The sequence below is a fragment of the Flavobacterium sp. LC2016-13 genome, assembly GCF_009707955.1.
In the GTDB taxonomy this organism is placed as follows: domain Bacteria; phylum Bacteroidota; class Bacteroidia; order Flavobacteriales; family Flavobacteriaceae; genus Flavobacterium.
This window is the reverse complement of the sequence record NZ_WMDQ01000004.1, coordinates 442,415-467,482: the sequence shown is the minus strand read 5'-3', so window position 1 is coordinate 467,482 and position 25,068 is coordinate 442,415. Positions and strand designations below refer to the sequence as shown.

The following is a 25,068-nucleotide window of genomic DNA, read 5'->3' as shown; positions in this document are numbered from 1 at the left end:
ATATTAGAAAAAGAGTTCTTAAATGATAATAATTTCTTAGAAAGCATTGCTAAATGATAAAATCACAATATGTTTTAAATAATATTAGGAAAAATCCTTTCGGAGCTATTGATATCATTGGACTTTTTGTTAAATTTCAAACGAAATAGTGTTTTTTAGTTAACAATTTGTATGCAATAGTTTAACCTTTTGTTTTCTTTCAAAAAGAATAACGCTCTAATATAAATGAAGTAGGTTTTTTTAATTGAAAAACATTTTACTATTAAGTTGAATTTTGCTATTTTTGTCGCACTTTTATTCTGAACTAAATTCAGAACCAGACAAATTCTATATTATGAACATACACGAATATCAAGGAAAAGAAATTTTAGCAAGTTACGGAGTACGCATTCAACGCGGAATTGTGGCTAACAATGCGGTTGAAGCTGTAGCTGCTGCAAAACAATTAACTGCCGAAACTGGTACAGGATGGCACGTAATAAAAGCACAAATTCACGCAGGTGGACGTGGAAAAGGTGGTGGAGTTAAGCTAGCTAAAAATTTACAACAAGTTGAAGAAATTGCAGGACAAATTATCGGAATGCAATTGATTACACCTCAGACTTCTGCTGAAGGTAAAAAAGTAAACAAAATTTTAGTAGCTGAAGATGTTTACTATCCTGGTGAAAGTGAAACTTCTGAATTTTATGTTTCTGTTTTATTGAATAGAGCTACAGGTCGTAACATGATCATGTATTCTACTGAAGGTGGAATGGACATTGAAGAAGTTGCTGAACACACACCACACTTAATTTTTACTGAAGAAGTTGATCCTTCTGTTGGATTACAAGGTTTTCAAGCAAGAAGAATTGCTTTTAACTTAGGTCTTTCAGGAAATGCTTTCAAAGAAATGGTGAAATTCATCGATGCACTTTACAATGCTTACATTGGTTCTGATGCTTCTATGTTTGAAATCAACCCGGTTTTGAAAACTTCAGATAACAAAATTATGGCTGTTGATGCTAAAGTAAATATCGATGATAATGCTTTATACAGACAAGCTAAATATGCTGAAATGAGAGATATCCGTGAGGAGAATCCAATCGAAGTTGAAGCTAAAGAAGTAGGATTGAACTATGTAGATCTTGACGGTACTGTAGGATGTATGGTAAACGGAGCTGGTCTTGCAATGGCAACTATGGATTTAATTAAATATGCTGGTTTTGAGCCTGCTAACTTCTTAGACGTTGGTGGAACTGCTGATGCTAAACGTGTTGAAACTGCTTTCCGTATTATCTTAAAAGATCCTAACGTAAAAGCAATTTTGATTAACATTTTTGGTGGAATCGTTCGTTGTGACCGTGTTGCTCAAGGTGTTGTTGACGCTTACAAAAACATGGGTGATGCTATCAATGTGCCAATCATTGTTCGTTTGCAAGGAACAAATGCTGAAATTGCAAAAGAATTAATTGACAATTCAGGTATGCCAATTTTATCAGCTACTCAATTCCAAGAAGCTGCTGATCAAGTTAAAGCTGCATTATCTTAATCAATTAAGAAATCAATTATATAGAAAATCCCTCCAATTGGAGGGATTTTTTTTGTTTAACCACAATGGACGCAACGAATTTATAAAAAATAGATAGCCACGAATTCACGAATTATTTTTTGATAATCTTTGAAAATAATTCGTGAATTCGTGGCTAAAAAAAACTTGTTGTATTCCCTAATAACTAGAAGGATTGCAGTTAATTATTTTTTATTCTTTCCGTTTTTGTAAACCACTTTTTCTACAACCTGAATTTTAGGAGTAGCAGGTTTTTTCTTGAAAGGTTTTTTAGCCGCCGGACCAGATTTAGAAGGAGCTTTATCGCCTCTTGCTCTTTCAGCATCTTTAGGAGCAGCTTTAAATTCAGGTCTTTCTTTTGAAGTTTCTTTCTTTGGAATTTCTGCTTTATGTTTCGCTAAAACATCATTCGGGTTTTTAGGATTCTCTTTTGTTCCTCTTAAATGAATAACCAATCCGTTTAAGAAGTTTCTTAAAACCTGATCACCACATTCCATATAATTCTCATGATCTTCAGCTCTAAAAAAAGCGCCAAGTTCTGATTTTGAAATTCTAAAATCTACTAATTCTAAAATTTCAACTATTTGGTCATCACGGAGCATCAAAGCCACACGAAGTTTTTTTAGGATATCGTTATTCGTCATCGTTTAATTTTTTACAAAGGTACATTATTTTAAAAGGAAATGTTAGAACAAAATCACACCAGTTCCAGTTCTGTCAGGATAAAAAGTTTTTCCATTTTTGATTATAACACCACTTGCAATATCTTCTGCCAATAATAAAGCGCCATCCATATCAACATAATCCAATTCAGGAAGTAAATGCGCAATTGCAGAAATACCAACCGTAGATTCTGTCATACATCCCACCATTGTTTTTAATCCTAATTTTTTTGCTTCTGCAATCATTCTTCTTCCAGGCGTAATTCCTCCGCATTTCATTAATTTGATGTTTACACCATGAAAATGATTATGACATTTAGCAACATCAGCTTCAGTAATACAACTTTCATCGGCAACAATAGGTAAAACCGAGTTTTTGAATACTTCTTTTTGTCCTTCCCAATCATTTGCCTTCAAAGGCTGTTCTATAAATTCAACGCCTAAATCTTTTAAAATAAAAGCATTAGATATTGTCTCATCAACTGTCCAGGCACAATTGGCATCAACCCTAAAAATAGCATCACTGTGTTTTCGCAATTCGGTTACAATAGCAATATCGTCAGGCGTTCCAAGTTTTATTTTATAAATAGGCCACGGAAGTTCTTTCATTTTAGCAATCATATTTTCAATGCTTCCAATGCCAATCGTATAGTTGGTTAAAGGATTGTTTGAAATATCATAATTCCATAATTCGTATAACTTCTTACCTTTTTTTCGGGCATACAAATCATTATATGCATTATCTAAAGCACACAAAGCAAAAGGATTATTGGATAAAAGCGGACTAATTTTGTTCCAAAATTCATCTGGAGTTTCATTAGCCGTTTCTTCAATTATTTCCCGAATATGCTCAATATCGTTTTGCAGAATTTCAATAGTAATATTATAATACGGATTAGAAGTTGCTTCTCCAAAACCCGAAAAACCATCTTCTTGTAATTCAACAATAAGCGAAGGCTGAAAATCGATTGATTTTCTTGAAATCCTAAAAGTATGTTTTAGTTTAAGGTCGTAGGCTCTTATTATTAATTTCATAGAACATTTTTTTTTCTTAATAACCTAACCATAATAAAGCTTTTACAAAACCATCCCGCCATAATTTCTCATTATGTTCTCCGCCTTTTACAATCGTAGTTTTGTTGAGGTGTAAACAATAACAACGTTTTGTATCTAAGAGTTTTTCCATTTTAGTAACCTCTTTTACCATATCATCGCTTTCTTTATCTCCATATAAAAAATAGATTTTAGTTTTTATTTTAGGAGTTTTTTCGGTTAAAGTATAAATCTCGTCTGAAAACCAAAAAGAGGGCGAGAAAACACCGGCTTTTCCAAAAACCTCAGGATATTTTAGAATGGCATAATAAGAAACTAAGCCACCAAGTGAGCTTCCCATAATAATGGTATTTTTAGCTTTTGTTTTCGTTCTGTAATTTTTATCAATATAAGGTTTTAATGTTTTTACGATGAAATCTACATAATTATCAGCATTTCCTCCACCGTATTTTTCATTTTTATACGGTGTTAATTCATCGATTCGTTTGTCATTTCCATGTTCAATTCCAACAACAATTACTTGCGCTTTTAGGCTGTCCAGTTTTTCATCAACATTCCATTCACCAACATACGAAGTTTTGGCATCAAATAAATTTTGAGCATCATGCATGTAAATAACGCTGTATTTTTTGGCTGAAGCCGAATAGTTTTCAGGAAGGTAAACCCAGATTTTTTTGCTTATTTTTAGTTGAGGTGCTTCAATAGTAAAAGTGGATACATTTTTTGAAGCCGTACTTTCTTGTGCATTTCCGTTAGAGATTATCCATAGAAATATAAATAATAGAAATCCTCTAAACATAAGTTCTTTTGCGTTTTAGATTTAAAAACAATATTTTAGCTAAAAATAATAAATTTGATGAATACCGAAGAAGAAAAGAGAAGTTTACTTTTAGAAATGATTGCTTTTTCTACAGTTGACGGGCAATTGCATAAACGTGAGCTGGAATTTTTGTGGCTTGTTGCTCAGGAATTAAACATTGATCAGAAACTTTTTCATGATTTATTTCATCAGGAAATTACTCCACAAGTCATAAAATCAGAATTTCAACGTATTCAGCAATTTTACAGATTAGCTTTGATTATGCATTGCGATGGTATTTTGCATGAAAAAGAAGCCACTGCCATACAACAAATTGCGATTGAAATGGGTTTAAATCCCGGCGCAACAAAACGCATTTTAGATTTAATGAAAAAAGCACCAAATGCCATCATTGATCCTAAATTGCTATTGAAGGTTTTTCAGGAACAACACAATTAAGGTAATTGTTCCTGTAATTTTTTAATATCGTCACGCAATTTAGCAGCATGTAAAAAGTCCAATTCTTTTGCTGCTTTCTCCATTGATTTTCGTTTCTCACGAATTAGTTTTTCTAAATCTGCTTTCGACATATAAGCCGTTTCCGGTTCTGCAGCGACAGATAGAGTATGTCCTAATTCATATTCAACCAAAGGATTTTTGGTAAAAGCACTTTCGATTTTTTTGTTTAGTGCTTGTGGTGTAAGTCCGTTTTCAGTATTAAAATTGATTTGTTTAGTTCGGCGATAATTGGTTTCGTCAATAGTTCTTTGCATACTTGCCGTAATTTTATCGGCATACAAAATGGCTTTTCCATTTAAGTTTCTTGCCGCACGACCAATAGTTTGCGTTAAAGATCTGTGGTTTCTTAAAAAACCTTCCTTATCGGCATCAAGAATTGCAACAAGCGAAACTTCCGGTAAATCTAAACCTTCACGAAGTAAATTTACACCAATTAAAACATCAAAAATACCTTTTCGTAAATCCTGCATGATTTCGATACGTTCTAAAGTATCAACTTCAGAATGGATATAGCGACAACGAACACCAACTTTAGCTAAATATTTGGCCAATTCTTCGGCCATTCTTTTAGTCAGAGTTGTTACTAAAACTCTTTCGTCTAACTCACAACGAACCTGAATTTCTTCAATTAAATCATCAATCTGGTTTAAACTTGGACGAACTTCAATCGTAGGATCTAATAATCCCGTTGGACGAATAATTTGCTCTACATAAATACCATCAGATTTTTGCAATTCATAATCTGCCGGAGTTGCAGAAACATAAACGACCTGATTTTGCAAGGCTTCAAATTCTTCAAACTTCAAAGGTCGGTTATCCATTGCGGCAGGTAAACGGAAACCATATTCAACCAGATTTTCTTTACGGCTGCGATCGCCTCCGTACATGGCATGAACTTGCGAAACCGTAACGTGACTTTCATCAATAACCATCAAATAATCATCTGGAAAATAATCTAATAAACAGAAAGGTCTTGTCCCGGCTTGTCTTCCGTCAAGATAACGGGAATAATTTTCGATTCCGGAGCAGTAACCCAATTCACGAATCATTTCTAAATCGAAATTGGTTCTTTCTTCCAAACGTTTAGCTTCTAAATGTTTTCCTATTTCTTTAAAATAATCAACTTGTTTTACCAAATCCTGTTGAATTTCCCAAATCGCGCCTTGTAATACTTCCGGAGAAGTCACAAACATATTGGCAGGATAAATAGTCAGTCTTTTAAATTTTTCAATAACCTGGGAAGTCTTGACATCAAAAGATTCAATTTCTTCGATTTCATCTCCAAAAAAGTGAATTCTGTAAGCGTCATCAGCATAACTCGGATAAACTTCGACAGTGTCACCTTTTATTCTGAAAGTTCCGGGATTAAAATCGGCTTCAGTTCTCGCATATAAACTCTGAACTAAACTATGCAATAATTTTGTTCTCGAAATAACCTGATCTCTAAATACTTCAATTACGTTTTTCTTAAATTCAACGGGATTTCCAATACCATACAAACAAGAAACCGAAGCAACAACCAAAATATCACGACGTCCCGAAAGTAGGGAAGAAGTGGTACTCAAACGCATTTTTTCAAGCTCTTCATTGATAGATAAATCTTTTTCGATGAATACGCCTGTTACGGGCATAAAAGCTTCGGGCTGATAATAATCGTAGTAAGAAACGAAGTATTCAACAGCATTATTTGGGAAAAACTGCTTGAATTCTGAATATAACTGGGCGGCCAAAGTTTTGTTATGTGCTAAAACCAAAGTCGGTCTTTGCACTTCCTGAATAACATTAGCTACTGTAAATGTTTTACCTGAACCTGTAACTCCTAATAATGTTTGAAATTTTTCGCCATCGATAATACCTTGTGCAAGTTTTTGAATGGCTTGTGGCTGATCTCCTTTTGGACTATATTCTGATGATACTTGGAAATTCATTTGTGACTGATGAAAAATTGGTTTTGTAAAGATACAAAGTTTGAATCCTATAAAAAAGATAAAAAATCCGTGGTGAATTTATCAATTCGTTACGGATTTTTTAAATGCTTATTTTAAAAAATCAACAATAGCGTCATTTGTTATTTTAGATTGGTCGATAGTTAAAAAGTGACCGGCATCTTTTACAATTTTAGTTTTGCTGCGGGATAAATATTCTTTTGCCCGCTCTAAACTGTCTTCTGCATTTATAACATCATGATCACCAATTAAAACCAGAACCGGATTCGAAATTGATTTTAATTCATCATCTGAAAAAGGCTGCATTTTAAGCATGCTTGAATTCGATTTGGCGTATTTATTAGCTAAATAAAATTGTCTTTTGTAAACAGGACTAATTTTTTCCGGATGTGTAGAAAATGCCGTCAATGTTTTTGTGAATTTCTTTTCACTCGGAAAAAGTTTTAGCATTAATGCTGATGTTGTTTTTCCGGGTTTATCAATATATTTAAAGGTTTGTGCGGGACTCAATAAAACGATTTTATCAATCGAATTCATTTTTTGAGTAGCCAATAAAGTAGCAATCCAGCCACCACGGGAAGCGGCAACAATATCAAAATTCTTTAGTCTGTAATAGTTGAAAATTTCGTTGTAACAAAGTACTATTTCTTCTTTAGATAATGGACTTGCGGTTAAGGTTGATTTTCCTGGTTCCATTATAAAATCTATAGCATAAACACGATGTTCTTTTGCCAAGGCTTTTATGTTTGGATACCACATGGTAGAACTGGCGTCCATTCCGTGGAGTAAAACTAAATCTTTTCCGTTTTTTGGCCCTGCTAATATAACGTGAACTTTTCCGTAACTGGTTTTAATATTTTCTTCTGTGTAAGGAACATCCCAAAGTTTAAGTGCTTTGTCGTAAGCTTTTATATAAGCATTTTGTTCGCTTTTAGTATGAAAAACATAGTCATCGTATTTTATTTTTTTTGTAGAAGCGCAACTTGTTAATAAAAGTAGTAACGCTATTCTAAAGTATAATTTTGGCATGATAATCAAATTAGGTAACATTAAAGGTACTATTTGAGTAGGTTTTTAATGTATCAGAATTTTAATTTAAAGTATCATAATTATAATGTTTTGGGATTACGACTCGTATGTCTAATCCTTAAAATTTGAATTTCCTTTGGGGTTATTTTATAAGATATTCTATAGCTATAAATTTCAAAAGCACGGTAATTACCATCATTAGATTTTTTCATTTCATCTAATTCATAGATTTCCCAATTCGTTGCTAATATCGTTACTGAATTATAAATAGCATCAACTACTTTGTTTGGAGTCTGATTGTTTTTTGTTTGTTTAAACAAATAAAAGTAAATTTTTTCAAGCTGATTTTGAGCAGTATTAGACCAAATTATTTCTTTTTCCATTGCTCAATTTTATCTTTAACCTCACTATGAGAGTAAAAATTTCCACTTTGAATATCTTCTTCTGCGACTTTAAGCTCCTCATTATACTGTTCCAAATAGTCTTTAGGTGAAGTACTTTTTCTACTGTCTAAAATTGTTTTTAAAGCGGACAAAAATGATTCATCATCAATTTTGGTGATTTCAGATATCAAAAGATTTTTGAGTTCTAGAGTGTTCATAATAGAATAATTTAATCGAAGTTACAAAACAAAATTAGAAAATAAGATTTCGAAATCTTAAATTTTAAATGATTTTTGCTGAGCTTCACTTAAAAAAGTCCAGGCAACAATGCGGCTTGTTTTTTGACCTTGCGCCATATCAATTGTTTTTATCGAAGCAGCATTTACTTTGTTTAAAGTTTTATAAATGCTTGATAAATTTTCTCTTTTAGAAACCAAAGTTGTAAACCATAAACATTGCATGGCGTATTTTGCACTTTCGTAAATCATTTGGGTTACAAAACCAATTTCTCCACCTTCACACCATAATTCTGCATTATGTCCTCCGAAATTTAAAACAGGATTTGTTTTTTTCTTTTCCTTTGGATTTAAATTAGATACTTTTCTTACCGTGCTTTGGTTCGCATCTTCGGCTGAAGAATGAAATGGCGGATTACAAATCGTAAATGTGAAACGATCTTCTGGAGTAATAATATTTTTGAAAATAAAACGCGATTCAGTTTGTTGTTGAAGACTTATCGCATCAATCAATCTTGGATTTGCTTCAATAATTTTACTGCAATTGTGAATCGCATTTAGATCTATATCAGTACCAACAAAACTCCAGTCGTAAATGGCATTTCCTAAAACAGGATAAATACAATTCGCTCCGGTTCCTATGTCTAAACCTAATACAGATGAACCTTGAGGAATAATTCCGTTATTGGTTTCTGCTAATAAATCAGCTAAATAATGAATATAATCTGCTCTTCCGGGAATTGGCGGGCAAAGATAATTTTTAGGAATGCTCCAGTTTTGAATATCGTAATACGTTTGTAATAATGCTTTATTAAGCAATTTTACTGAAACAGGATTACTGAAATCTATAGTTTCAATTCCGTGTATGTTGATGGCAACATGATTTTTTAGTTCAGGACAATTCGCGATAAGAAGCTCGAAATCATAACGGGAACGATGAAGATTTCGAGGATGTAAAATATTTTTTTCAGAATTGTCTGTTGCTTTCATTTTGTGAATTTGGGTGCAAAGATAGTCATTCCTTTTTAAGAAAGGTTCTTATCAAATCTTCGCGTAGCGTATTGCTCAAATTCATTGTATAAGATGTTACCAGAAGTTACGCTAAGGTTTATAATTCCACGAATATAATCCCGTTGGCTCTATACTATCAATTAAAATAAAATTTTTAGTTTCGTCTCTTCGAAAAATATATAAATATTTTTCTTCTGCTCCTTTATGAATTGAATCTCCGACCTTGATAATGCGATTCGGAAAAAAAATATATTGCTGCATATCCATTTTAATATCGTTTTGGAACGGAATAGCGGTACCAGTCGGCGTGTCAGTAACCTTGGTTATCACAAAATCGTATTTCTCAAAATGCACAGTTCTTGATTTAAAATAGGAATTTACAAATGAAAAAATTACTGCGCCTATAAATAGTACAATAGGAATATATCTGATTTTGCTGAATTTTTTGCTCATTTTTGTTTAGGTTTTAGGCAATTTCTCATGACGTTATTATATTAATTAAACTATGCCTATTATTCAGATTATCAAATAATTTAATCCATACATTCCATCAATAATAAATCGCCGTCAGTATACGTAATGCTAACCAATCCGTCCTGAGCGACGGCATTGCTGCTTCCGGTTCTGTAACCAATTGTTAAGGTGTCGTTTTGCAACGGATATTCTAAATTGGTAGCATTAATACCGTTTACAACTCCAATTGGAATCAATGAAATTGGTGTTTTGGCGGTGTACCACTTTTCGAATTTATTAGGCAGTAAAAATATTTTAGAATGATCGTCGAGAATTACAATTTTAAGTAAATCTCTGTAACGAACAATATTGGTAAGATTAGTTATAGTATGATCGGCGCGTTTTCCGGTTGCCCAAACAACGTTTACGGCAGGAATTTTTCTTTCAATTAAATAATCAAAAGCTTTCTCTAAATCAGTTTTGTTTTGATCCGGCGCGTAAACAATTTCAATAGGATATTGTGATGTTTTATAAATTTCAGGGTCAAAACCACGGTCGAAATCGCCTAAAAGTACATCAACTTTAATATCTAATTTAATAACTCTTTCTATCGCAGAATCAAGCACAACAACAAGTGGCGACCATTCTAGCAATTGTCCTAATAACTCAGGATTGCAAGCAGCTCCGTTGGCAATAATTAAAGCAGGTTCCTGATCGTCGCGAACAATATGGTGTGATGACATGTGATTTTTTTTGAATGTGCTGCAAATGTACGAAACGAGAGGATTTTAGATTGTTGATTTTAGATTTTTTGGTATTGCTTAAATTTTGCAATCTAAAATCTAAAATCAACAATCTAAAATTACATTAATCTTCTGTGATAATTAATTTGCCCTAAATGATATCCTAAATGTGTTGAAAGGTGAACCAAAAAGAATCCTGTTGTCATTTCTTTTTCGAAAACGATTTGGGGATAAATTTTCTCCAAATCAGCTTCCGTTAAAGTATCTAGAGCATTATTTACGACTACGATAGTGTTTTCAATTTTGCTTATTAATTCTGATTTTGGAATATCTTTTAGTGAAAATTCTAAAGGACGATCACGAACATAGGCTGTTTTTCCAAGTTCTGCGCCAATATAAGTATTGATGTTTCCAATTAAATGCAAGCAAAGATTCCCGCCTGAATTGGAAATGTTTTTATCGATGGCCCAAATTTTACTTTCGTCCTGATACGATTCGATTTCGATTTTCAGTTTGTTCAAATCTCGGTTATATAGCGATTTTAGCGTTTCTATTAACATGTTTCTAAATTTTATTTTTTATTGGAATCCAGATATCTTCTTCAGATTCAGGATCTTCTTTTTTATATTTTTCTGCCATTACAGCAAAATGAGGTCTTTCATCAACAGTATATGGAGAATTTGGCAGCCATTCTACAAAAATAGAATGATAGGTTTTATGTCCTTCACTTGCCGGGCCTTTGTGTGTAAAAACGGCATATAAACCGTCAGGAATAACCAAAGTTTTCATCTCTGACGGAACTTCATTAAAATCAGAAACTTCTATTGCAGCCCATTTTTGAAAAGAATTACCGGGATCAAAATTATCAAAATGGCCAACAGGAAAAACTTCAAGCGAGTATAAATATGAGTTTACTGAATTCTTGATTTCATTTCTTCTCGGCATAAAACCACTCCAAAGCTGAAAGGTTTTATTTTCGATAAAATTCGTTGTAATATAATCTCCAATTAATTTTTTTTGAACTAAGTTTTCAATTCTGGCTTCCATTCTTTATTGTGCTATTATAGTGTATGTTCGTGAATCTGTTTCGCTAAGCGAAAAATAACCTAAAGGATAATTATTTTTATCGGTTGTATTGATGATATTTCCTTTTACGGTTGCGGGAGGAGACTGAAAAGGACCGCCGGAATTATTGCCAGCAATACTAACCAAAATACTCATATAATTATAATACTGTTTAGAAATACCATAATGAGTCAATGAAATTTTGTCTCCAATTTTTAGTTCATCATCATCTGAAAGACTGAAAAATTCATTGCCTTGAAAAAACTTATCTTCATCAACATAATAAGTAGATGTTACTTTATTAGAATACTCGTATTTGTATAGATAATAGTTGTTTACATCTGCTGGATCGTTATAAAAAGCTCTTATTTCAATATCTTTTCCTGTAAAACCTCCTTCATCGTTTTGTTCTATTCGGGTTATTGGCGCTACAGATTTCATGGTTTCATTTGCGGTATAAGTATTTCCGTTGCTGATAACCGTCAAAGTATATTGCTCATCTATAACGGGCTTAAAATTAGTGCAGACATAACGGCCGGATTTAGGAACTTCAATAAAGTTAAATTGTTGTCCGGCACTATTTTTTATAAAAACGGTAGCTCCTGAAACGGTTGGAATTACATTTTCAAAATAGCCCGTTGTAGTTGTCAGTTTTATGGCTTGTTGTGCACCGTTTGTTCCTTTATGCCAGTTTATTGCGGCTTCGATAACTAATTTTGGTGCAGCGGTATCTAAATCAACATCAACAACTTCTTCACAACTGGTGAAGAAAATCGATATAAATAATACGATTAATAAGGTTGCTTTTTTCATGATTTGTATTTTTATTTCTTTTGAAGAAAATGTTTTTTAAAATTTAAAATTATAACTAACAGCCGGCACAACTCCGAAGATAGATGTTTTTACAGCTTCATTATTACCGGTATCTACATTTTGACGGAAGTTTATAGAAGCTGCATTTTGACGATTGTACAAATTATAAATACTAAAAACCCATTCGCCTTTCCAGTTTCTGTTTTTATTTTTTGAAGGTGTTAAAGTTGCCGAAACATCAAGGTGATGATATGCCGGTAAACGATGTTCGTTTCTTAAGCCATAACTGGGAACTGTAATGCCTAAATATTCATACTGAGCGTTCGGATACGTAACGGGTTGTCCTGATTGCAAGGCGAAATTAGCACCAAACGACCATTTTTCGTTTAATGTATAAGCAGATGTAACAGCTAGATTATGTGTTTTATCGTAAGCAGAATTATACCATTGACCATTGTTTATACCTGTTTCTTCGGGTGTTCTTCCTGGTGTTTGCTGTTCTGATTTTGATAAAGTATAAGAAATCCATCCGTTGAATTTGCCTTCGTTTTTCTTGAACATAATTTCTAAACCGTAAGAGCGCATTTGTCCGTTTAGAATTACTTGTTCGATAGCATTATTGGCAATTAAATCAGCACCATCAATGTAATCCAGTCGGTTTTGAATTTCCTTATAATAACTTTCCACCTCAAGAGAATATGCACCGTTATTGATATTTCTAAAGTATCCTAAAGCTACCTGATCTGCAATTTGCGGTTTGATATAATTGTCGCTCGGCATCCAGACATCGAGTGGAGTAGGAGATGAAGTATTCGAAATTAACTGAAGGTATTGCGCCATTCTGTTATAACTCGCTTTTATGGCCTGATCATCATTTAGCTGATAAGAAATTGAAAATCGAGGTTCTAAATTGTTATAATTTTTAATCGATTTATTTTTGCTGTAATATTCAGTACTAATTGGAGTTCCTTTTTCGTAAATCTGCAAATCTGAGTTAAAAATTACGGGATTATTATTTTCGTATAAATTAATTGTTGATGAACCTAAACGATAAAATAAGCTGTAACGCAATCCGTATGAAACGGTAATTTTTTTCGAAAGCTGATTTTCTGCATCAATATAAACAGAAGGCTCAAAAGCATATTTTTTATCTAATTGATCTGGATTTATACCTGATTTATCATCAGTTGGTTTAATAGTTCCCGGATTGAATTCATAATAAATTCCGTTTAAACCATAATTCAATTTGAATTTATCCGAAATATAGTTTTTGAAATCGTATTTGATGTTGTAATTCTTAATTCCCGAATCCCATTTAAATCCAACAAAATCTAAATCTAGCCCGTAATAATAATCACTGTAAATCAAGGATAAATTCGAAAATAATTTATCAGAATACAAATGATTCCAACGAAGATTTAAAGTTGAATTTCCGTAAATATTAGTAAAACTTTTATTTAAGCTAAATACGTCACGACCAAAATAACCCGATAAATATAAACTGTTATTATCGTTTAATTTATAACTCAATTTGGTATTTAAATCATAAAAGTAAGCAGAGTTATCTTTATTTTCTTCGGATAATTTTAAAAATAAGTGAGCATAAGAAGCTCTTCCGCCAATTAAAAAAGAACCTTTATCTTTTACCAGCGGGCCTTCAGCAAGAATTCGGCTTGAAATTAGTCCGATTCCTCCATTTACATGAAATTCTTTACTGTTTCCGTCTTTCTGATAAATATCCAAAACAGAAGAAGCTCTTCCGCCATAACGCGCCGGAATTCCTCCTTTATATAATTTTAAATCTTTTATAGCATCGGGATTAAAAACAGAGAAAAATCCAAATACATGCGATGAATTAAAAATTGTAGCTTCATCTAATAAAATTAAATTCTGATCAGCGCCACCGCCACGTACGTTAAATCCGGAAGCGCCTTCGCCGGCATTGGTAACTCCGGGAAGTAATAAAATCGATTTTAAAACATCGACTTCTCCCATAACTACAGGCATTTTTTTGATGGTTGCAATAGAGAGTTTATTGGCACTCATTTCTGGCGATTTGATATTGATTTTACCTTTATTATCAGTAATAACAACTTCCTGAAGTTCTTCGCCGCCTTCGCTTAAAGCAAAATTGTTTTTTGTGTTTTGATTTAAACTGACCGTTTTTTGAATGGTTTGAAATCCAACATAACTAACTTCGATCTCATGTTCTCCACTAGGAATTGTAAGTGAGTAAAAGCCATATTCGTTTGTTGTGGTTCCTATTTTTAATTCCGGAACATAAACATTTACGCCAATTAAGGTTTCGTTGCTTTTAGAGTCGGTTATAGTACCGCTTATCGTAAATTTTTCCTGAGAAAAGGATGTTAAAGTAATTAAAAGAAAGGTAAAAAGCAGGCCAATTTTTTTTGTAATCATTGTCTAGATTTTGAGTCACATAGTTAATAATTCTTACTAAATATTAACGCCGAACGTGTGTTAAACATTAGTTAAGAATATTTTTTATTGTTACAGATTTGCAATTGTTTTTTCGACTTTTAACCTTAAAATCAATTTAATACCTTGTTTGTGTTTTAACTTTATTTCAAATTAAAAAAAAAAGACAACCGTTTAAAGTTGTCTTTGATTTTAAGTATATAAAAAGTAATGTTTTACTATTTTATTTCAGCAAGAATTGCATTGAATGTTGCACTTGGGCGCATTGCTTTGCTCACTAACTCAGGAGTTGGCTGGTAATAGCCGCCAAGAGTTTGAGGTTTTCCTTGAGCACCAATTAATTCAGCATCGATTTTAGCTTCGTTAGCTTCAAACTGAGCCGCAATTGGAGTGAATATCGCTTTTAATTCTGCATCTTTATTTTGAGCAGCTAAAGCTTCAGCCCAATAGAATGCAAGGTAAAAATGAGAACCACGGTTATCAATTTGTCCTACTTTACGAGCCGGAGATTTATCGTTTGCAAGGAATTTGTCGTTTGCCTGATCTAAAGTTTCAGATAAAACAATTGCTTTAGAGTTGTCTAAAGTTTGTCCTAAATGTTCTAAAGAAGCACCAAGAGCTAAAAATTCTCCTAATGAATCCCAACGTAAATATCCTTCTTCTGTAAATTGCTCAACGTGTTTAGGAGCAGAACCTCCGGCACCAGTTTCGAACAATCCACCACCATTCATTAACGGAACGATAGATAACATTTTAGCAGAAGTTCCTAATTCTAAAATTGGGAATAAATCAGTTAAATAATCACGTAAAACGTTTCCAGTTACAGAGATAGTGTCTAAACCTTTGATAATTCTGTCTAAAGTAAATTCAGTAGCAGCAATTGGGTTTAAGATACGAATGTCTAAGTTTGTTGTATTGTAATCTTTAAGATATTTTTGAACTTTTACGATCAATTCTCTGTCATGCGCTCTGTTTTCGTCTAACCAGAAAACAGCAGGAGTATCAGATAAACGAGCTCTGTTTACAGCAAGCTTAACCCAGTCCTGAATTGGAGCGTCTTTCGCCTGACACATTCTGAAAATGTCATTTGTTTCAACGTTTTGTTCCATTAAAACTGTCCCTTTATTGTCTACAACGCGAACAACACCGTCAGATTTTATTTGAAAAGTTTTATCGTGAGATCCGTATTCTTCAGCTTTTTGAGCCATCAAACCTACGTTAGGAACGCTTCCCATTGTTTTAGGATCAAAAGCACCGTGTTTTTTACAGAAATCGATAGTTGCAGTATAAATTCCAGCGTAAGAACGGTCTGGAATAACTGCAAGAGTATCTTGTTGTTTTCCTTCTTTATTGTACATCTGTCCAGAAGTACGAATCATTGCAGGCATAGAAGCATCTACAATAACATCAGATGGAACGTGTAAGTTTGTAATTCCTTTATCAGAATTCACCATTGCAAGAGCTGGTCCGTTTTCGATAGCTTTAGTAATGTCAGCTTCAACTTCAGCCTGTTCAGGTCTTCCTGCAATTTTTGCATAGATATCACCTAAACCGTTTCTTGTATCAATATTTAATTCATTAAATAAAGTTTCGTATTTTTTGAAAAGATCAGCAAAATATACTTCAACGATAGCGCCAAAGATAATTGGATCTGAAACTTTCATCATAGTAGCTTTTAAATGCACAGAAAGTAAAACACCTTCTTTTTTTGCTTCAGCAATTGCTTCAGCAGCAAAAGCTTTTAATTTTTTTACACTTAAAACAGAGCTGTCAATGATTTCTCCTGCTTTTAATGGCGTACTTGCTTTTAAAACAGTTGTTGAACCATCTTTACCAACAAATTCGATTTTTACATCATTTGCATCTGCAACAGTAAGCGATTTTTCACTTCCGTAAAAATCACCATTTGGCATTGAAGCTACTTTTGTTTTTGAGTCAGCAGACCATGCACCCATTGAGTGTGGATTTGCTTTTGCAAAGTTTTTAACTGCTCTTGGCGCTCTACGGTCAGAGTTTCCTTCACGTAAAACAGGATTTACAGCAGAACCTAAAACTTTAGCATATTTTGCCTTAATTTCTTTCTCAGCATCATTTTGAGGCTCTTCAGGAAAATCAGGAATTTTGTAACCATGAGATTGTAATTCAGCAATTGCCGCTTTTAATTGCGGTACAGATGCAGAAATGTTTGGTAATTTGATGATGTTAGCTTCAGGTTGTGTTGCTAATTGCCCCAATTCTGCCAATGCATCTCCGGTTTTTTGAGCATCTGTCAGAACTTCAGGAAAATTTGATAAAATTCTACCTGCCAACGAAATGTCTCTTGTTTCAATTGCAATACCTGCAGTAGCAGTAAATGCCTGAACAATTGGTAAAAAAGAATAAGTCGCTAATAATGGCGCCTCATCAGTTAAGGTGTAATAAATTTTTGAATTCTGTGTCATTTTTTTTTTTTTTTATAATCGTATCGCCAAAGGTGAGCGATGTAAATGGTATAGTCGGCTCAAAATGAGCGGAGCAAATATAATAAAATCAGTCCGAAAACGGTTGCGTTTTTGGGAGAAATACTGAAATTGTCAGATTGTTATTTCAGTGCCTTTAAATTGTCAAATCGATGATTTTGATATTAAAAAATTACAGTTTTGATGAATCATAAGTAAAAGCGTAACATTTCGAAAAACGAAAAGAGTTCAGTTGCATAAAATCATTTTGGTTTCGTTTGTTTTTGTATGAAAAGTTGTATTTTTGACTAAAATGCAAAAGACATATAACAAATGTGAGATACATTGTTTAATATGTTTTTTACTTGTTGTTTATTATTACGCTTAATCATTATCTTTGAATTATGAGCACACTTACAAAACCAAATCACATAGGGCGAAAAATTAGCCGTATTCGTGAACTTCGTGATATGAAGCAAGAAGCTTTGGCGCAGGCTTTAGGAACAAACCAACAAGCTATATCGGCTATTGAAAACAGTGAAACTGTAGAGGAAGAAAAATTGGTAGAAATTGCAAAAGCTTTGGGAGTAAGTGTAGAAGCAATTAAAAATTTTTCAGAAGAAAATATGATTAGCTATTTTAATACTTTCCACGATAATAGTATCAATAACGGTCATTTAGGACATAATAATAATTGTACTTTCAATCCATTAGATAAATTAATTGAAACTTTTCAGGAAAAAGAAAAGCTTTACGAACGTTTGCTACAAGCTGAAAAAGACAAAATCGAATATTTGGAAAAACTATTGAAAAAATAGAATGCCAATTTTTAATTTAATACAAACCGATGCTTATGAGTGTCGGTTTTTTTATTTTGGGCGTGTTCGCCGAAAAAGGCGAACCGGGCTATCCGTTTCAAGTCCTCGCACTTCCTTCGTCAGGCTGTGGGCTTTCCACTTCTATCCCTCACGCAAACCGTAAAATAAGAACATTTTGTTTATTAAGCAGATAAAATCCGTTTTAATCTGTGTTTTCGCAAGGCGAATCGGCGTCATCCGTGTTCAATATTGTCGCCAATTTTTGTCGAGTTTCTTGCGAAGATTTCTCCTTCGTCGAAATGACAAACTCAACGAAAATATTGTTATGAAAATGATTTCCCTAGCCCCGATAGAAGTGGAAATCCTTTTGTGTAATGAAATGGAGCAAAAGATTGAAACGTCCCGAGGCTTCGGGAGCGGGATTAGCTCCAGAAAATTTTAAAAATAAGGCATAAAAAAAACTCGTTTCAAATAAATGAAAACGAGCTTTTTTATAACAAAGAGATAAATGATTATCTTCTTTTATCTTTAATCTTAGCTTTTTTACCAGTAAGTTCTCTGAAGTAGAAAATTCTAGCTCTACGGACAGCTCCTTTTTTGTTGATTTCAATTTTTTGTAAAGCTGGTAAGTTTACCGGGAAGATACGCTCAACTCCAATAGCTCCAGACATTTTACGAATAGTGAAAGTTTCTGTGTTACCAGAACCTCTTCTTTGAATAACAACTCCTTTAAAAAACTGAGTTCTTGTTTTTTCACCCTCTTTAATTTCGTAGAAAACTGTGATAGTATCTCCAGCTCCAAAAACAGGGAAATCTTTTTTCTCAACTAATTCGGTTTGAACGAATTTCATTAAATCTGCCATGATATCTTTAATTATGGTTTTTTATATAGAGCAACATTCACGGATCTCGCCAGAGGTTAGTCTAATTCGGGTGCAAATGTAGAAAATAATTATGAATTATAAATTGTAAATTGTAAATTATTTTAAGTTGTTGATAAATTGCTAGTTATAGTTTATTTTGTTTCATGTTTCAAGTTTCAGGTTGTTGTGATCGATAGGTTTAACTTGAAACAAAAATAACATGAAACATGAAACTAATCTTGACCTTCAAGAAGGTCCGGACGTCTGTTTTTCGTGTGTTCATACGCCATATCCTCACGCCATTTATCAATTTTAGCAAAATGACCGCTGGTTAAAACCTCGGGAACTTTCCATCCTTTATAATCTGCAGGTCTTGTATATATAGGTCCGGAAAGTAAATTATCCTGAAAACTATCGGTCAAAGCTGAAGTTTCATCGCTCAAAACGCCAGGAATCAATCGGATTAAAGCATCAGATAAAACTAAAGCTCCTAATTCTCCGCCGGATAAAACGTAATCTCCAATCGAAATTTCTTTAGTAATAAAATGATCACGAACTCGCTGGTCTACCCCTTTATAATGTCCGCATAAAATGATAATATTTTCATACATCGACATTGTATTGGCCATTTTCTGGTTCAGTGTTTCTCCGTCAGGCGACATATAAATAATTTCGTCGTATTCACGTTCGCTTTTCAAATGTGTAATACAAGCGTCAATTGGCTGAACTGTCATGACCATTCCTGCGCCTCCGCCAAAAGGATAATCATCGACACTTTTTTGTTTGTTAGTAGTATAATCACGAAGATTATGAAAATGAACTTCAACCAAACCTTTGTCTATGGCACGTTTCATAATCGAAGCCTCAAAAGGGCTTTTTAATAATTCCGGCAAAATCGTTATAATGTCAATTCGCATTGTTTTCTCAAAAATTTTAAGCCACAAAGATACAAAGTAAATATTTGGGAAATTTAAAAACAAAATCAAATAATAAGGTGTTTTTTATTGATGAAAAATAATTAAATGTAGAAAATTATATGAGATTAAATTTATGTTATAATTAATTGAAATTTAATTGGATACATAATAATTATGTAAATTTTGATTATTTTTATGTAAGTTTTTTATATTGAATACAGGCTATCATTATAGTATTATTTATTGATTAAAAGTTCACCAAAAACAACCAAAAATATAATTCTATGAAAAAAATCATTTTACTAGCTGCTGCCATAATTATATCTGCCTGTTCGAGTACTAAGACTGACGGCGATAAATGGATTGGACAAACAAAAAGAAGTATTATGAAGAGCTTAGGGGCTCCTGTTCGTACTTTGAATAATGATACTAACGGCGAAATACTTATTTATGCTGATCAGGTTTATACAAATTCAGAAAACCAAAATGGCTCTACAATGGTAGGTTCGAATTATTGGAAATATACGTTTGTATATATTAATAATGAAGGAAAAGTTTCTTCATGGAGAAATGAAAAACAAGAATATCCACCACAACAAATTGATGCTAAAAAACTAATTGGTGTTGATGATAATATGGTTAGTGTGAAATGATATTTGAAATTTTACAAAACATAAAAACTTGTCTTTATAAGATGAGTTTTTTTATGTTTATTTTGAACTGAATTAATGGAACTGAAATTTCAGATGATAAGAAATAAATAGTAGTTTTACTTGGCAATTTTCAACAAATAAAGATGATTTCGAGACGAAACTTTCTAATCAACACCGGTATGGCCGCGACAGCAGTTTTGGCTTTTCCTTCATTTGCTTTTAATATGAATAAAAAAGAAATAGGTTTACAGCTGTATACATTACGTGATGAACTTTCTAAAGATGTAAAATCGACTTTAGAAAAAGTAGCTCTGGCAGGATTTACAACTGTTGAAACGTATGGTTTTTCTATAAAAGATCAGTTTTGGGGATTGTCTCCAATTGAACTAAAGGAAATATTAGACGCAAACGGACTAAAAGCGGTTAGCGGACATTATAATTTGGGAAGTTTTTTATATGATGGAAATACAATAGAGATTCCTGCCGCGATTGAAGCTGCTAAAATTTTAAAAAGTGAATATCTTACTATTCCGTGGATTGATGAACCTTTTAGAAGAAATATCGACGATTATAAAAAAATTGCCCAACGTTTAAATGAAGTTGCTAAAATGTGCCAAAAGGCAGGTTTAAAATTAGCATACCATAATCATGATTTTGAATTTCAAAAACATAACGGAATTACAGGTTATGAAATTTTATTAAAAGAAACAGATAAGGATTTGGTTTCTTTTGAGTTAGATTTATATTGGGTTGTTCGTTCCGGTAATGATCCGTTGCAATTGTTTGCAGTAAATCCAGGGCGTTTTACAATGTGGCATGTTAAAGATATGGATAAGATTGATAAGGCACTGAATATAGAAGTAGGTTCAGGATTGATTGATTTTAAACCTATATTTAAAGCATCTAAACAATCAGGAATGAAACATTTTTTTGTAGAACAGGAAAATAATTATAATGGTAATTTTTTTGAATCTATAAAAACTAGCTGTAGCTTTATTTCGAATAATCTTATCAAATATTAATTTGAATATGCGAAAACTTTCTCTTTTATTAATTGTGCTCTTGTTTTATTCCTGTCAAAAAAATAAAGAAGATCAATATTTTGATGCTATAGAAAATAATGATGTAAAGCTTATGCCACCGGCAGAAGGTGAGTGGTTGTATTCACATAAAGAAAAAGGACAGAGTTTTGAAAGTTTTTTAAAATCAAAACATGTCATTCCAAAAAAGGATTCGAATATTATTTACATAAAGCCCATTGGAAATTTTACAGCACTACAAACCAAACAAATTGAATTAACTAAACAATATTTAGAAATATATTTTCAATTAAAGACTGAAGTTTTACCACGTTCTTCTAATGATATTATTCCTGAGGAATTTAGAAGAATTGGTAATGAAAATCAAGAGCAATTTTTAGCAGGTTATATTTTGGATAGTGTAATGAAAAAAGAAAGAACATTAAACAAAATTGCTTTAATGGGATTAACAGAAATCGATTTATATCCAAAACCCGAATGGAATTTCGTTTTCGGATTGGCTTCCTATACCCAAAAAGTAGGTGTAAGTTCTATTTATAGATTGAATGATGAAAAATTAACCGATGCTAATTTTAATTTAGGTCTGTCAAGATTATTAAAAATATGCTCGCACGAAATTGGTCACATGTTTGGTTTACATCATTGTATTGAAGTAAATTGTGTAATGAATGGAACCAATAGTTTGTCAGAAACAGATACAAAACAAATTAGATTATGTTCTGTCTGCCAGAGAAAACTGAATTCAAGTATAAAATACGATAATAAAAAAAGACTAATAGCATTAGAAAAGTATTTTCAGAGTAATAATTTGACTGAGGAATTGAAACTAATGAAAAATGATCTTGAAAGGGTTCAATAAAAAGTTAATTAAATAAATGTAGTATGCAAAGTTTCGGAACAAGTAAGGAATTTATAAAAGGAGATGATTTAGAATGGGAAGTGGTTGGTGAAGGAATTAAACGCAAAATCATGGCTTATGATGATAAGATAATGTTAGTAAATGTTCATTTTGAAAAAGGAGGAATTGGCGTTTTACACGAACATTATCATTCACAAGTTACTTACGTTTCAAGCGGTAAATTTGATGTAACTATTAGTGGAGTTACCCAAACGTTAAAAGAAGGAGACAGTTTTTATATTCCGCCTCATGCGATTCACGGCGTAGTTTGTTTAGAAAGCGGACTTCTGACAGATGTTTTTAGCCCGGTGAGAGAAGACTTTTTGAAAAACATTAAATAAATAAAATCAGTAAGCATCCGTGTTTTCGCAATAGCGAATCTGTATAATCAGCGTCAATTTTTAGAACACTGATGACGCAGATTCGCTATTGCGAAGACGCAGATTTACACAGATATTTAAAAAAAAATAACTTTAATTATAAGGTTAGATTAAATATTGATGGTATTTTTGTGTTATGAATTTATCCAAAACGAATGTCTTATTTATGGCAGCTTGCACTGGACTTATAGTTGCAAATCTGTATTACTGCCAACCTTTAATTGTTTTAATCGCCAACGAATTTAAAATTCCGGAAGCTAATGCGGGAACAATAACCTATCTTACACAAGCAGGATATGCTATAGGGTTATTTTTCATGGTTCCGTTGGGCGACAAAATCGAACGTAAAAAACAAATCATGATGACGACTTTTGCATCTGTAATTGCATTACTTATTGCAGCTACGGCAAAAAGTTTTTTCATATTGCAATGCGCTTCATTGCTTTTGGGAATCACATCAATTGTTCCTCAGCTTATTTTGCCTTTGGCTGCCTCTTTAACAGCACCGGAACAACGAGGTAAAGTTGTTGGTACTATTATGAGTGGTTTATTGGTCGGAATTTTACTTTCAAGAACCTTAAGCGGATTTATTGGTCAGGTTTTAGGCTGGAGATCGATGTTTTATATTGCAGCCGGAATTTGTCTTTTGATCTTTTTTGTGATTCAGAAACAATTCCCCGTTAATAAACCTCAGTTTCAGGGATCTTACGGTCAATTAATCAAATCGCTTTTTACCCTGATAAAAACACAACCTGTTTTACGAGAAGCAACTTTAATCAATATATGTAGTTTTGCTCAATTTGGTGCTTTCTGGACGACAATGGTTTTATTGCTTTCAGGCGAACCTTTTCACTTTAATAGTGCAACAATTGGTTTGTTTGGAATTGTTGGTGCCTCAGGAGCTTTAGCTGCGCCTTTAGTTGGAAAAATGGGCGATAAAAAAGATCCTAGAATTGCGGTAGGTTATGGCTGCTTATTGATGTGTATTAGTTTCTTTATCTTTTATTTCTCTATAGAAAGCGTTATCGGAATTGCGATTGGGATTGTATTTCTTGATATAGGAATTCAGGGTGTTCACATTTCTAACCAAACGCGTGTATATTCATTGCTTCCCGAAGCCAGAAACAGATTAAATACCGTATTTATGTCGTTTAGCTTTTTAGGAACTGCAGCGGGATCAGCTTACGGACTTTTATTATGGAAATTAGAAGGATGGCACGCATTAACTATTGGTTGTACTGTTTTGTCGCTATTCGCATTTATAGTTTACGGACTTACTTATAAATCAAAATCTAAAAAATAGAATGCACAAATTGATACAGAATTAATTTGTAAATTTGCAATTAAATTAAAAATAACAACAATGGAAAACGGAATATACGCTAAATTCAACACTAGCAAAGGTTCGATTTTAGTAAAACTAACACACGACTTAACACCAGGAACCGTAGGGAATTTTGTAGCTCTTGCAGAAGGAAATATGGAAAATAAAGTAAAACCACAAGGACAAAAATTCTATGACGGATTAACATTTCACAGAGTTATTCCTGATTTTATGATTCAGGGTGGTTGCCCAAAAGGAACTGGAACTGGAGATCCTGGATATAAATTTGATGATGAATTTCACCCAAGTTTAAAACACGATCGTCCGGGAGTTTTAGCAATGGCAAATTCAGGACCTGCAAGTAACGGTTCTCAATTTTACATTACACACGTTCCAACTTCTTGGTTAGACGGAAAACATACTGTTTTTGGTCACGTAATCGAAGGTCAGGATGTTGTTGATGCTGTTGCTCAAGGAGATAATCTTGATGCAGTAGAAATTATTAGAGTTGGAGAAGAAGCTGAAAAATGGAATGCTATTGAAGCTTTTGTTGGTTTAAAAGGTGCTCGTCTAAAAAGAGATGCAGCTTTAAAAGCTGAATCTGAAGCAAAAATGGAGCAATTGGCTGCTGGTTTTGATAAAACAGAAAGCGGTTTACGTTACAAAATGATTCAAAAAGGAGACGGTAAAAAAGCTGAAGCAGGTAAAACAGTTGCAGTTCACTACGAAGGATCTTTAGAAAGCGGAAAAGTTTTTGATTCATCTTACCCAAGAAAAAAACCAATCGAATTTAGATTAGGTCAAGGTCAGGTTATTGAAGGTTGGGACGAAGGTATTGCTTTGTTACAAGTTGGAGATAAAGCTCGTTTTGTAATTCCATCTGATTTAGCTTATGGAGCTGCAGGTGCAGGAGGAGTTATTCCACCAAACGCAACTTTGATTTTTGATGTTGAATTAATGGAAGTAAAATAAGTATATTAAGCTTAATTTAATTTTGTTTTAAATAAGAATCCCACTCGCTCGTCGATTGGGATTTTTTTTAT

Annotated in this window: 26 protein-coding genes; 9 read left to right on the top strand and 17 right to left on the bottom strand. The window is 33.0% G+C overall.

Annotated elements, in window-relative coordinates; all coding sequences use genetic code 11:
• Positions 1 to 334 precede the first annotated feature (334 nt).
• Positions 335 to 1,528, top strand: a complete 1,194-nt coding sequence (gene sucC, locus GKZ86_RS11375; protein ID WP_154783230.1) for an ADP-forming succinate--CoA ligase subunit beta — start codon at positions 335 to 337, stop codon at positions 1,526 to 1,528.
• Positions 1,529 to 1,731: 203 nt separating this feature from the next.
• On the opposite strand, the gene GKZ86_RS11370 is transcribed toward sucC, so the two are convergent.
• From GKZ86_RS11370 to GKZ86_RS11360, 3 genes are read right to left on the bottom strand one after another with little or no spacing between them, the layout of a single operon-like run.
• Positions 1,732 to 2,190, bottom strand: a complete 459-nt coding sequence (locus GKZ86_RS11370) for a DUF1456 family protein (protein ID WP_154783229.1) — start codon at positions 2,188 to 2,190, stop codon at positions 1,732 to 1,734.
• 42 nt (positions 2,191 to 2,232) lie between these two features.
• Positions 2,233 to 3,243, bottom strand: a complete 1,011-nt coding sequence (locus GKZ86_RS11365; RefSeq protein ID WP_154783228.1) for a dipeptide epimerase — start codon at positions 3,241 to 3,243, stop codon at positions 2,233 to 2,235.
• Between the two features lie 16 nt (positions 3,244 to 3,259).
• Positions 3,260 to 4,060 carry an alpha/beta hydrolase gene (locus tag GKZ86_RS11360; protein ID WP_154783227.1) on the bottom strand — a complete coding sequence of 267 codons (801 nt, stop codon included), beginning with the start codon at positions 4,058 to 4,060 and terminating at the stop codon, positions 3,260 to 3,262.
• A gap of 57 nt (positions 4,061 to 4,117) precedes the next feature.
• Between GKZ86_RS11360 and GKZ86_RS11355 the strand changes: the two genes are divergently transcribed.
• Positions 4,118 to 4,519 carry an excinuclease ABC subunit B gene (locus GKZ86_RS11355; protein WP_154783226.1) on the top strand — a complete coding sequence of 134 codons (402 nt, stop codon included), beginning with the start codon at positions 4,118 to 4,120 and terminating at the stop codon, positions 4,517 to 4,519.
• Here the strand turns inward: GKZ86_RS11355 and uvrB are convergent.
• The 12 genes from uvrB to GKZ86_RS11295 form a co-directional block, all read right to left on the bottom strand.
• The gene (gene uvrB, locus GKZ86_RS11350; RefSeq protein ID WP_154783225.1) at positions 4,516 to 6,507 is read right to left on the bottom strand and encodes an excinuclease ABC subunit UvrB; all 1,992 of its coding nucleotides are present in this window, start codon (positions 6,505 to 6,507) and stop codon (positions 4,516 to 4,518) included. The genes GKZ86_RS11355 and uvrB overlap by 4 nt on opposite strands.
• A gap of 108 nt (positions 6,508 to 6,615) precedes the next feature.
• Complete coding sequence (locus tag GKZ86_RS11345) at positions 6,616 to 7,554, bottom strand: alpha/beta fold hydrolase (protein ID WP_154783224.1); 939 nt, start codon at positions 7,552 to 7,554, stop codon at positions 6,616 to 6,618.
• A gap of 80 nt (positions 7,555 to 7,634) precedes the next feature.
• Positions 7,635 to 7,937, bottom strand: a complete 303-nt coding sequence (locus GKZ86_RS11340; RefSeq protein ID WP_154783223.1) for a type II toxin-antitoxin system RelE/ParE family toxin — start codon at positions 7,935 to 7,937, stop codon at positions 7,635 to 7,637.
• Positions 7,922 to 8,155: a hypothetical protein gene (locus GKZ86_RS11335; RefSeq protein WP_154783222.1), complete on the bottom strand. Its 234-nt coding sequence runs from the start codon at positions 8,153 to 8,155 to the stop codon at positions 7,922 to 7,924. Before GKZ86_RS11335 ends, GKZ86_RS11340 begins: the two co-directional genes overlap by 16 nt.
• A 57-nt stretch (positions 8,156 to 8,212) precedes the next feature.
• Complete coding sequence (rlmF, locus tag GKZ86_RS11330) at positions 8,213 to 9,163, bottom strand: 23S rRNA (adenine(1618)-N(6))-methyltransferase RlmF (RefSeq protein WP_154783221.1); 951 nt, start codon at positions 9,161 to 9,163, stop codon at positions 8,213 to 8,215.
• A gap of 111 nt (positions 9,164 to 9,274) precedes the next feature.
• Positions 9,275 to 9,637, bottom strand: coding sequence for a hypothetical protein (locus tag GKZ86_RS11325; protein WP_154783220.1), 363 nt, complete (start codon positions 9,635 to 9,637; stop codon positions 9,275 to 9,277).
• An 80-nt stretch (positions 9,638 to 9,717) separates the two neighbouring features.
• The gene (locus GKZ86_RS11320) at positions 9,718 to 10,380 is read right to left on the bottom strand and encodes a thiamine diphosphokinase (protein WP_154783219.1); all 663 of its coding nucleotides are present in this window, start codon (positions 10,378 to 10,380) and stop codon (positions 9,718 to 9,720) included.
• Between the two features lie 119 nt (positions 10,381 to 10,499).
• On the bottom strand, positions 10,500 to 10,940 hold the full coding sequence (locus GKZ86_RS11315) for a DinB family protein (RefSeq protein ID WP_154783218.1): 441 nt from the start codon (positions 10,938 to 10,940) through the stop codon (positions 10,500 to 10,502).
• Positions 10,941 to 10,944: 4 nt separating this feature from the next.
• Positions 10,945 to 11,427, bottom strand: coding sequence for a GyrI-like domain-containing protein (locus tag GKZ86_RS11310; protein ID WP_154783217.1), 483 nt, complete (start codon positions 11,425 to 11,427; stop codon positions 10,945 to 10,947).
• A gap of 3 nt (positions 11,428 to 11,430) precedes the next feature.
• Positions 11,431 to 12,258: a DUF4249 domain-containing protein gene (locus GKZ86_RS11305; RefSeq protein ID WP_154783216.1), complete on the bottom strand. Its 828-nt coding sequence runs from the start codon at positions 12,256 to 12,258 to the stop codon at positions 11,431 to 11,433.
• Positions 12,259 to 12,294: 36 nt separating this feature from the next.
• Positions 12,295 to 14,676, bottom strand: coding sequence for a TonB-dependent receptor (locus tag GKZ86_RS11300; RefSeq protein ID WP_154783215.1), 2,382 nt, complete (start codon positions 14,674 to 14,676; stop codon positions 12,295 to 12,297).
• A gap of 236 nt (positions 14,677 to 14,912) precedes the next feature.
• The gene (locus tag GKZ86_RS11295; protein WP_154783214.1) at positions 14,913 to 17,135 is read right to left on the bottom strand and encodes an NADP-dependent isocitrate dehydrogenase; all 2,223 of its coding nucleotides are present in this window, start codon (positions 17,133 to 17,135) and stop codon (positions 14,913 to 14,915) included.
• 401 nt (positions 17,136 to 17,536) lie between these two features.
• Between GKZ86_RS11295 and GKZ86_RS11290 the strand changes: the two genes are divergently transcribed.
• A complete protein-coding gene (locus tag GKZ86_RS11290; protein WP_154783213.1) occupies positions 17,537 to 17,950 on the top strand; it encodes a helix-turn-helix domain-containing protein in 414 nt (137 codons plus the stop codon).
• 512 nt (positions 17,951 to 18,462) lie between these two features.
• Here GKZ86_RS11290 and rplS read toward each other — a convergent pair.
• Both rplS and trmD read right to left on the bottom strand, forming a co-directional pair.
• Positions 18,463 to 18,813 (bottom strand): 50S ribosomal protein L19, encoded by a 351-nt coding sequence (gene rplS / locus GKZ86_RS11285; protein ID WP_059116142.1) that lies wholly within the window; start codon positions 18,811 to 18,813, stop codon positions 18,463 to 18,465.
• A gap of 233 nt (positions 18,814 to 19,046) precedes the next feature.
• On the bottom strand, positions 19,047 to 19,730 hold the full coding sequence (gene trmD, locus GKZ86_RS11280) for a tRNA (guanosine(37)-N1)-methyltransferase TrmD (RefSeq protein ID WP_154783212.1): 684 nt from the start codon (positions 19,728 to 19,730) through the stop codon (positions 19,047 to 19,049).
• Between the two features lie 284 nt (positions 19,731 to 20,014).
• Here trmD and GKZ86_RS11275 point away from each other — a divergent pair, with 284 nt between their 5' ends.
• The 6 genes from GKZ86_RS11275 to GKZ86_RS11250 all read left to right on the top strand — a co-directional run bounded on the left by GKZ86_RS11275 (position 20,015) and on the right by GKZ86_RS11250 (position 24,997).
• Positions 20,015 to 20,383: a hypothetical protein gene (locus GKZ86_RS11275; RefSeq protein ID WP_154783211.1), complete on the top strand. Its 369-nt coding sequence runs from the start codon at positions 20,015 to 20,017 to the stop codon at positions 20,381 to 20,383.
• Between the two features lie 179 nt (positions 20,384 to 20,562).
• A complete protein-coding gene (locus GKZ86_RS11270; protein ID WP_228526551.1) occupies positions 20,563 to 21,405 on the top strand; it encodes a sugar phosphate isomerase/epimerase in 843 nt (280 codons plus the stop codon).
• 7 nt (positions 21,406 to 21,412) lie between these two features.
• Complete coding sequence (locus GKZ86_RS11265) at positions 21,413 to 22,282, top strand: archaemetzincin family Zn-dependent metalloprotease (protein ID WP_154783209.1); 870 nt, start codon at positions 21,413 to 21,415, stop codon at positions 22,280 to 22,282.
• Positions 22,283 to 22,305: 23 nt separating this feature from the next.
• Positions 22,306 to 22,662 (top strand): cupin domain-containing protein, encoded by a 357-nt coding sequence (locus GKZ86_RS11260; protein WP_154783208.1) that lies wholly within the window; start codon positions 22,306 to 22,308, stop codon positions 22,660 to 22,662.
• A 205-nt stretch (positions 22,663 to 22,867) separates the two neighbouring features.
• The gene (locus GKZ86_RS11255; protein WP_228526552.1) at positions 22,868 to 24,004 is read left to right on the top strand and encodes an MFS transporter; all 1,137 of its coding nucleotides are present in this window, start codon (positions 22,868 to 22,870) and stop codon (positions 24,002 to 24,004) included.
• Between the two features lie 60 nt (positions 24,005 to 24,064).
• Positions 24,065 to 24,997, top strand: a complete 933-nt coding sequence (locus GKZ86_RS11250; RefSeq protein ID WP_154783206.1) for a peptidylprolyl isomerase — start codon at positions 24,065 to 24,067, stop codon at positions 24,995 to 24,997.
• Positions 24,998 to 25,068: the final 71 nt, after the last annotated feature.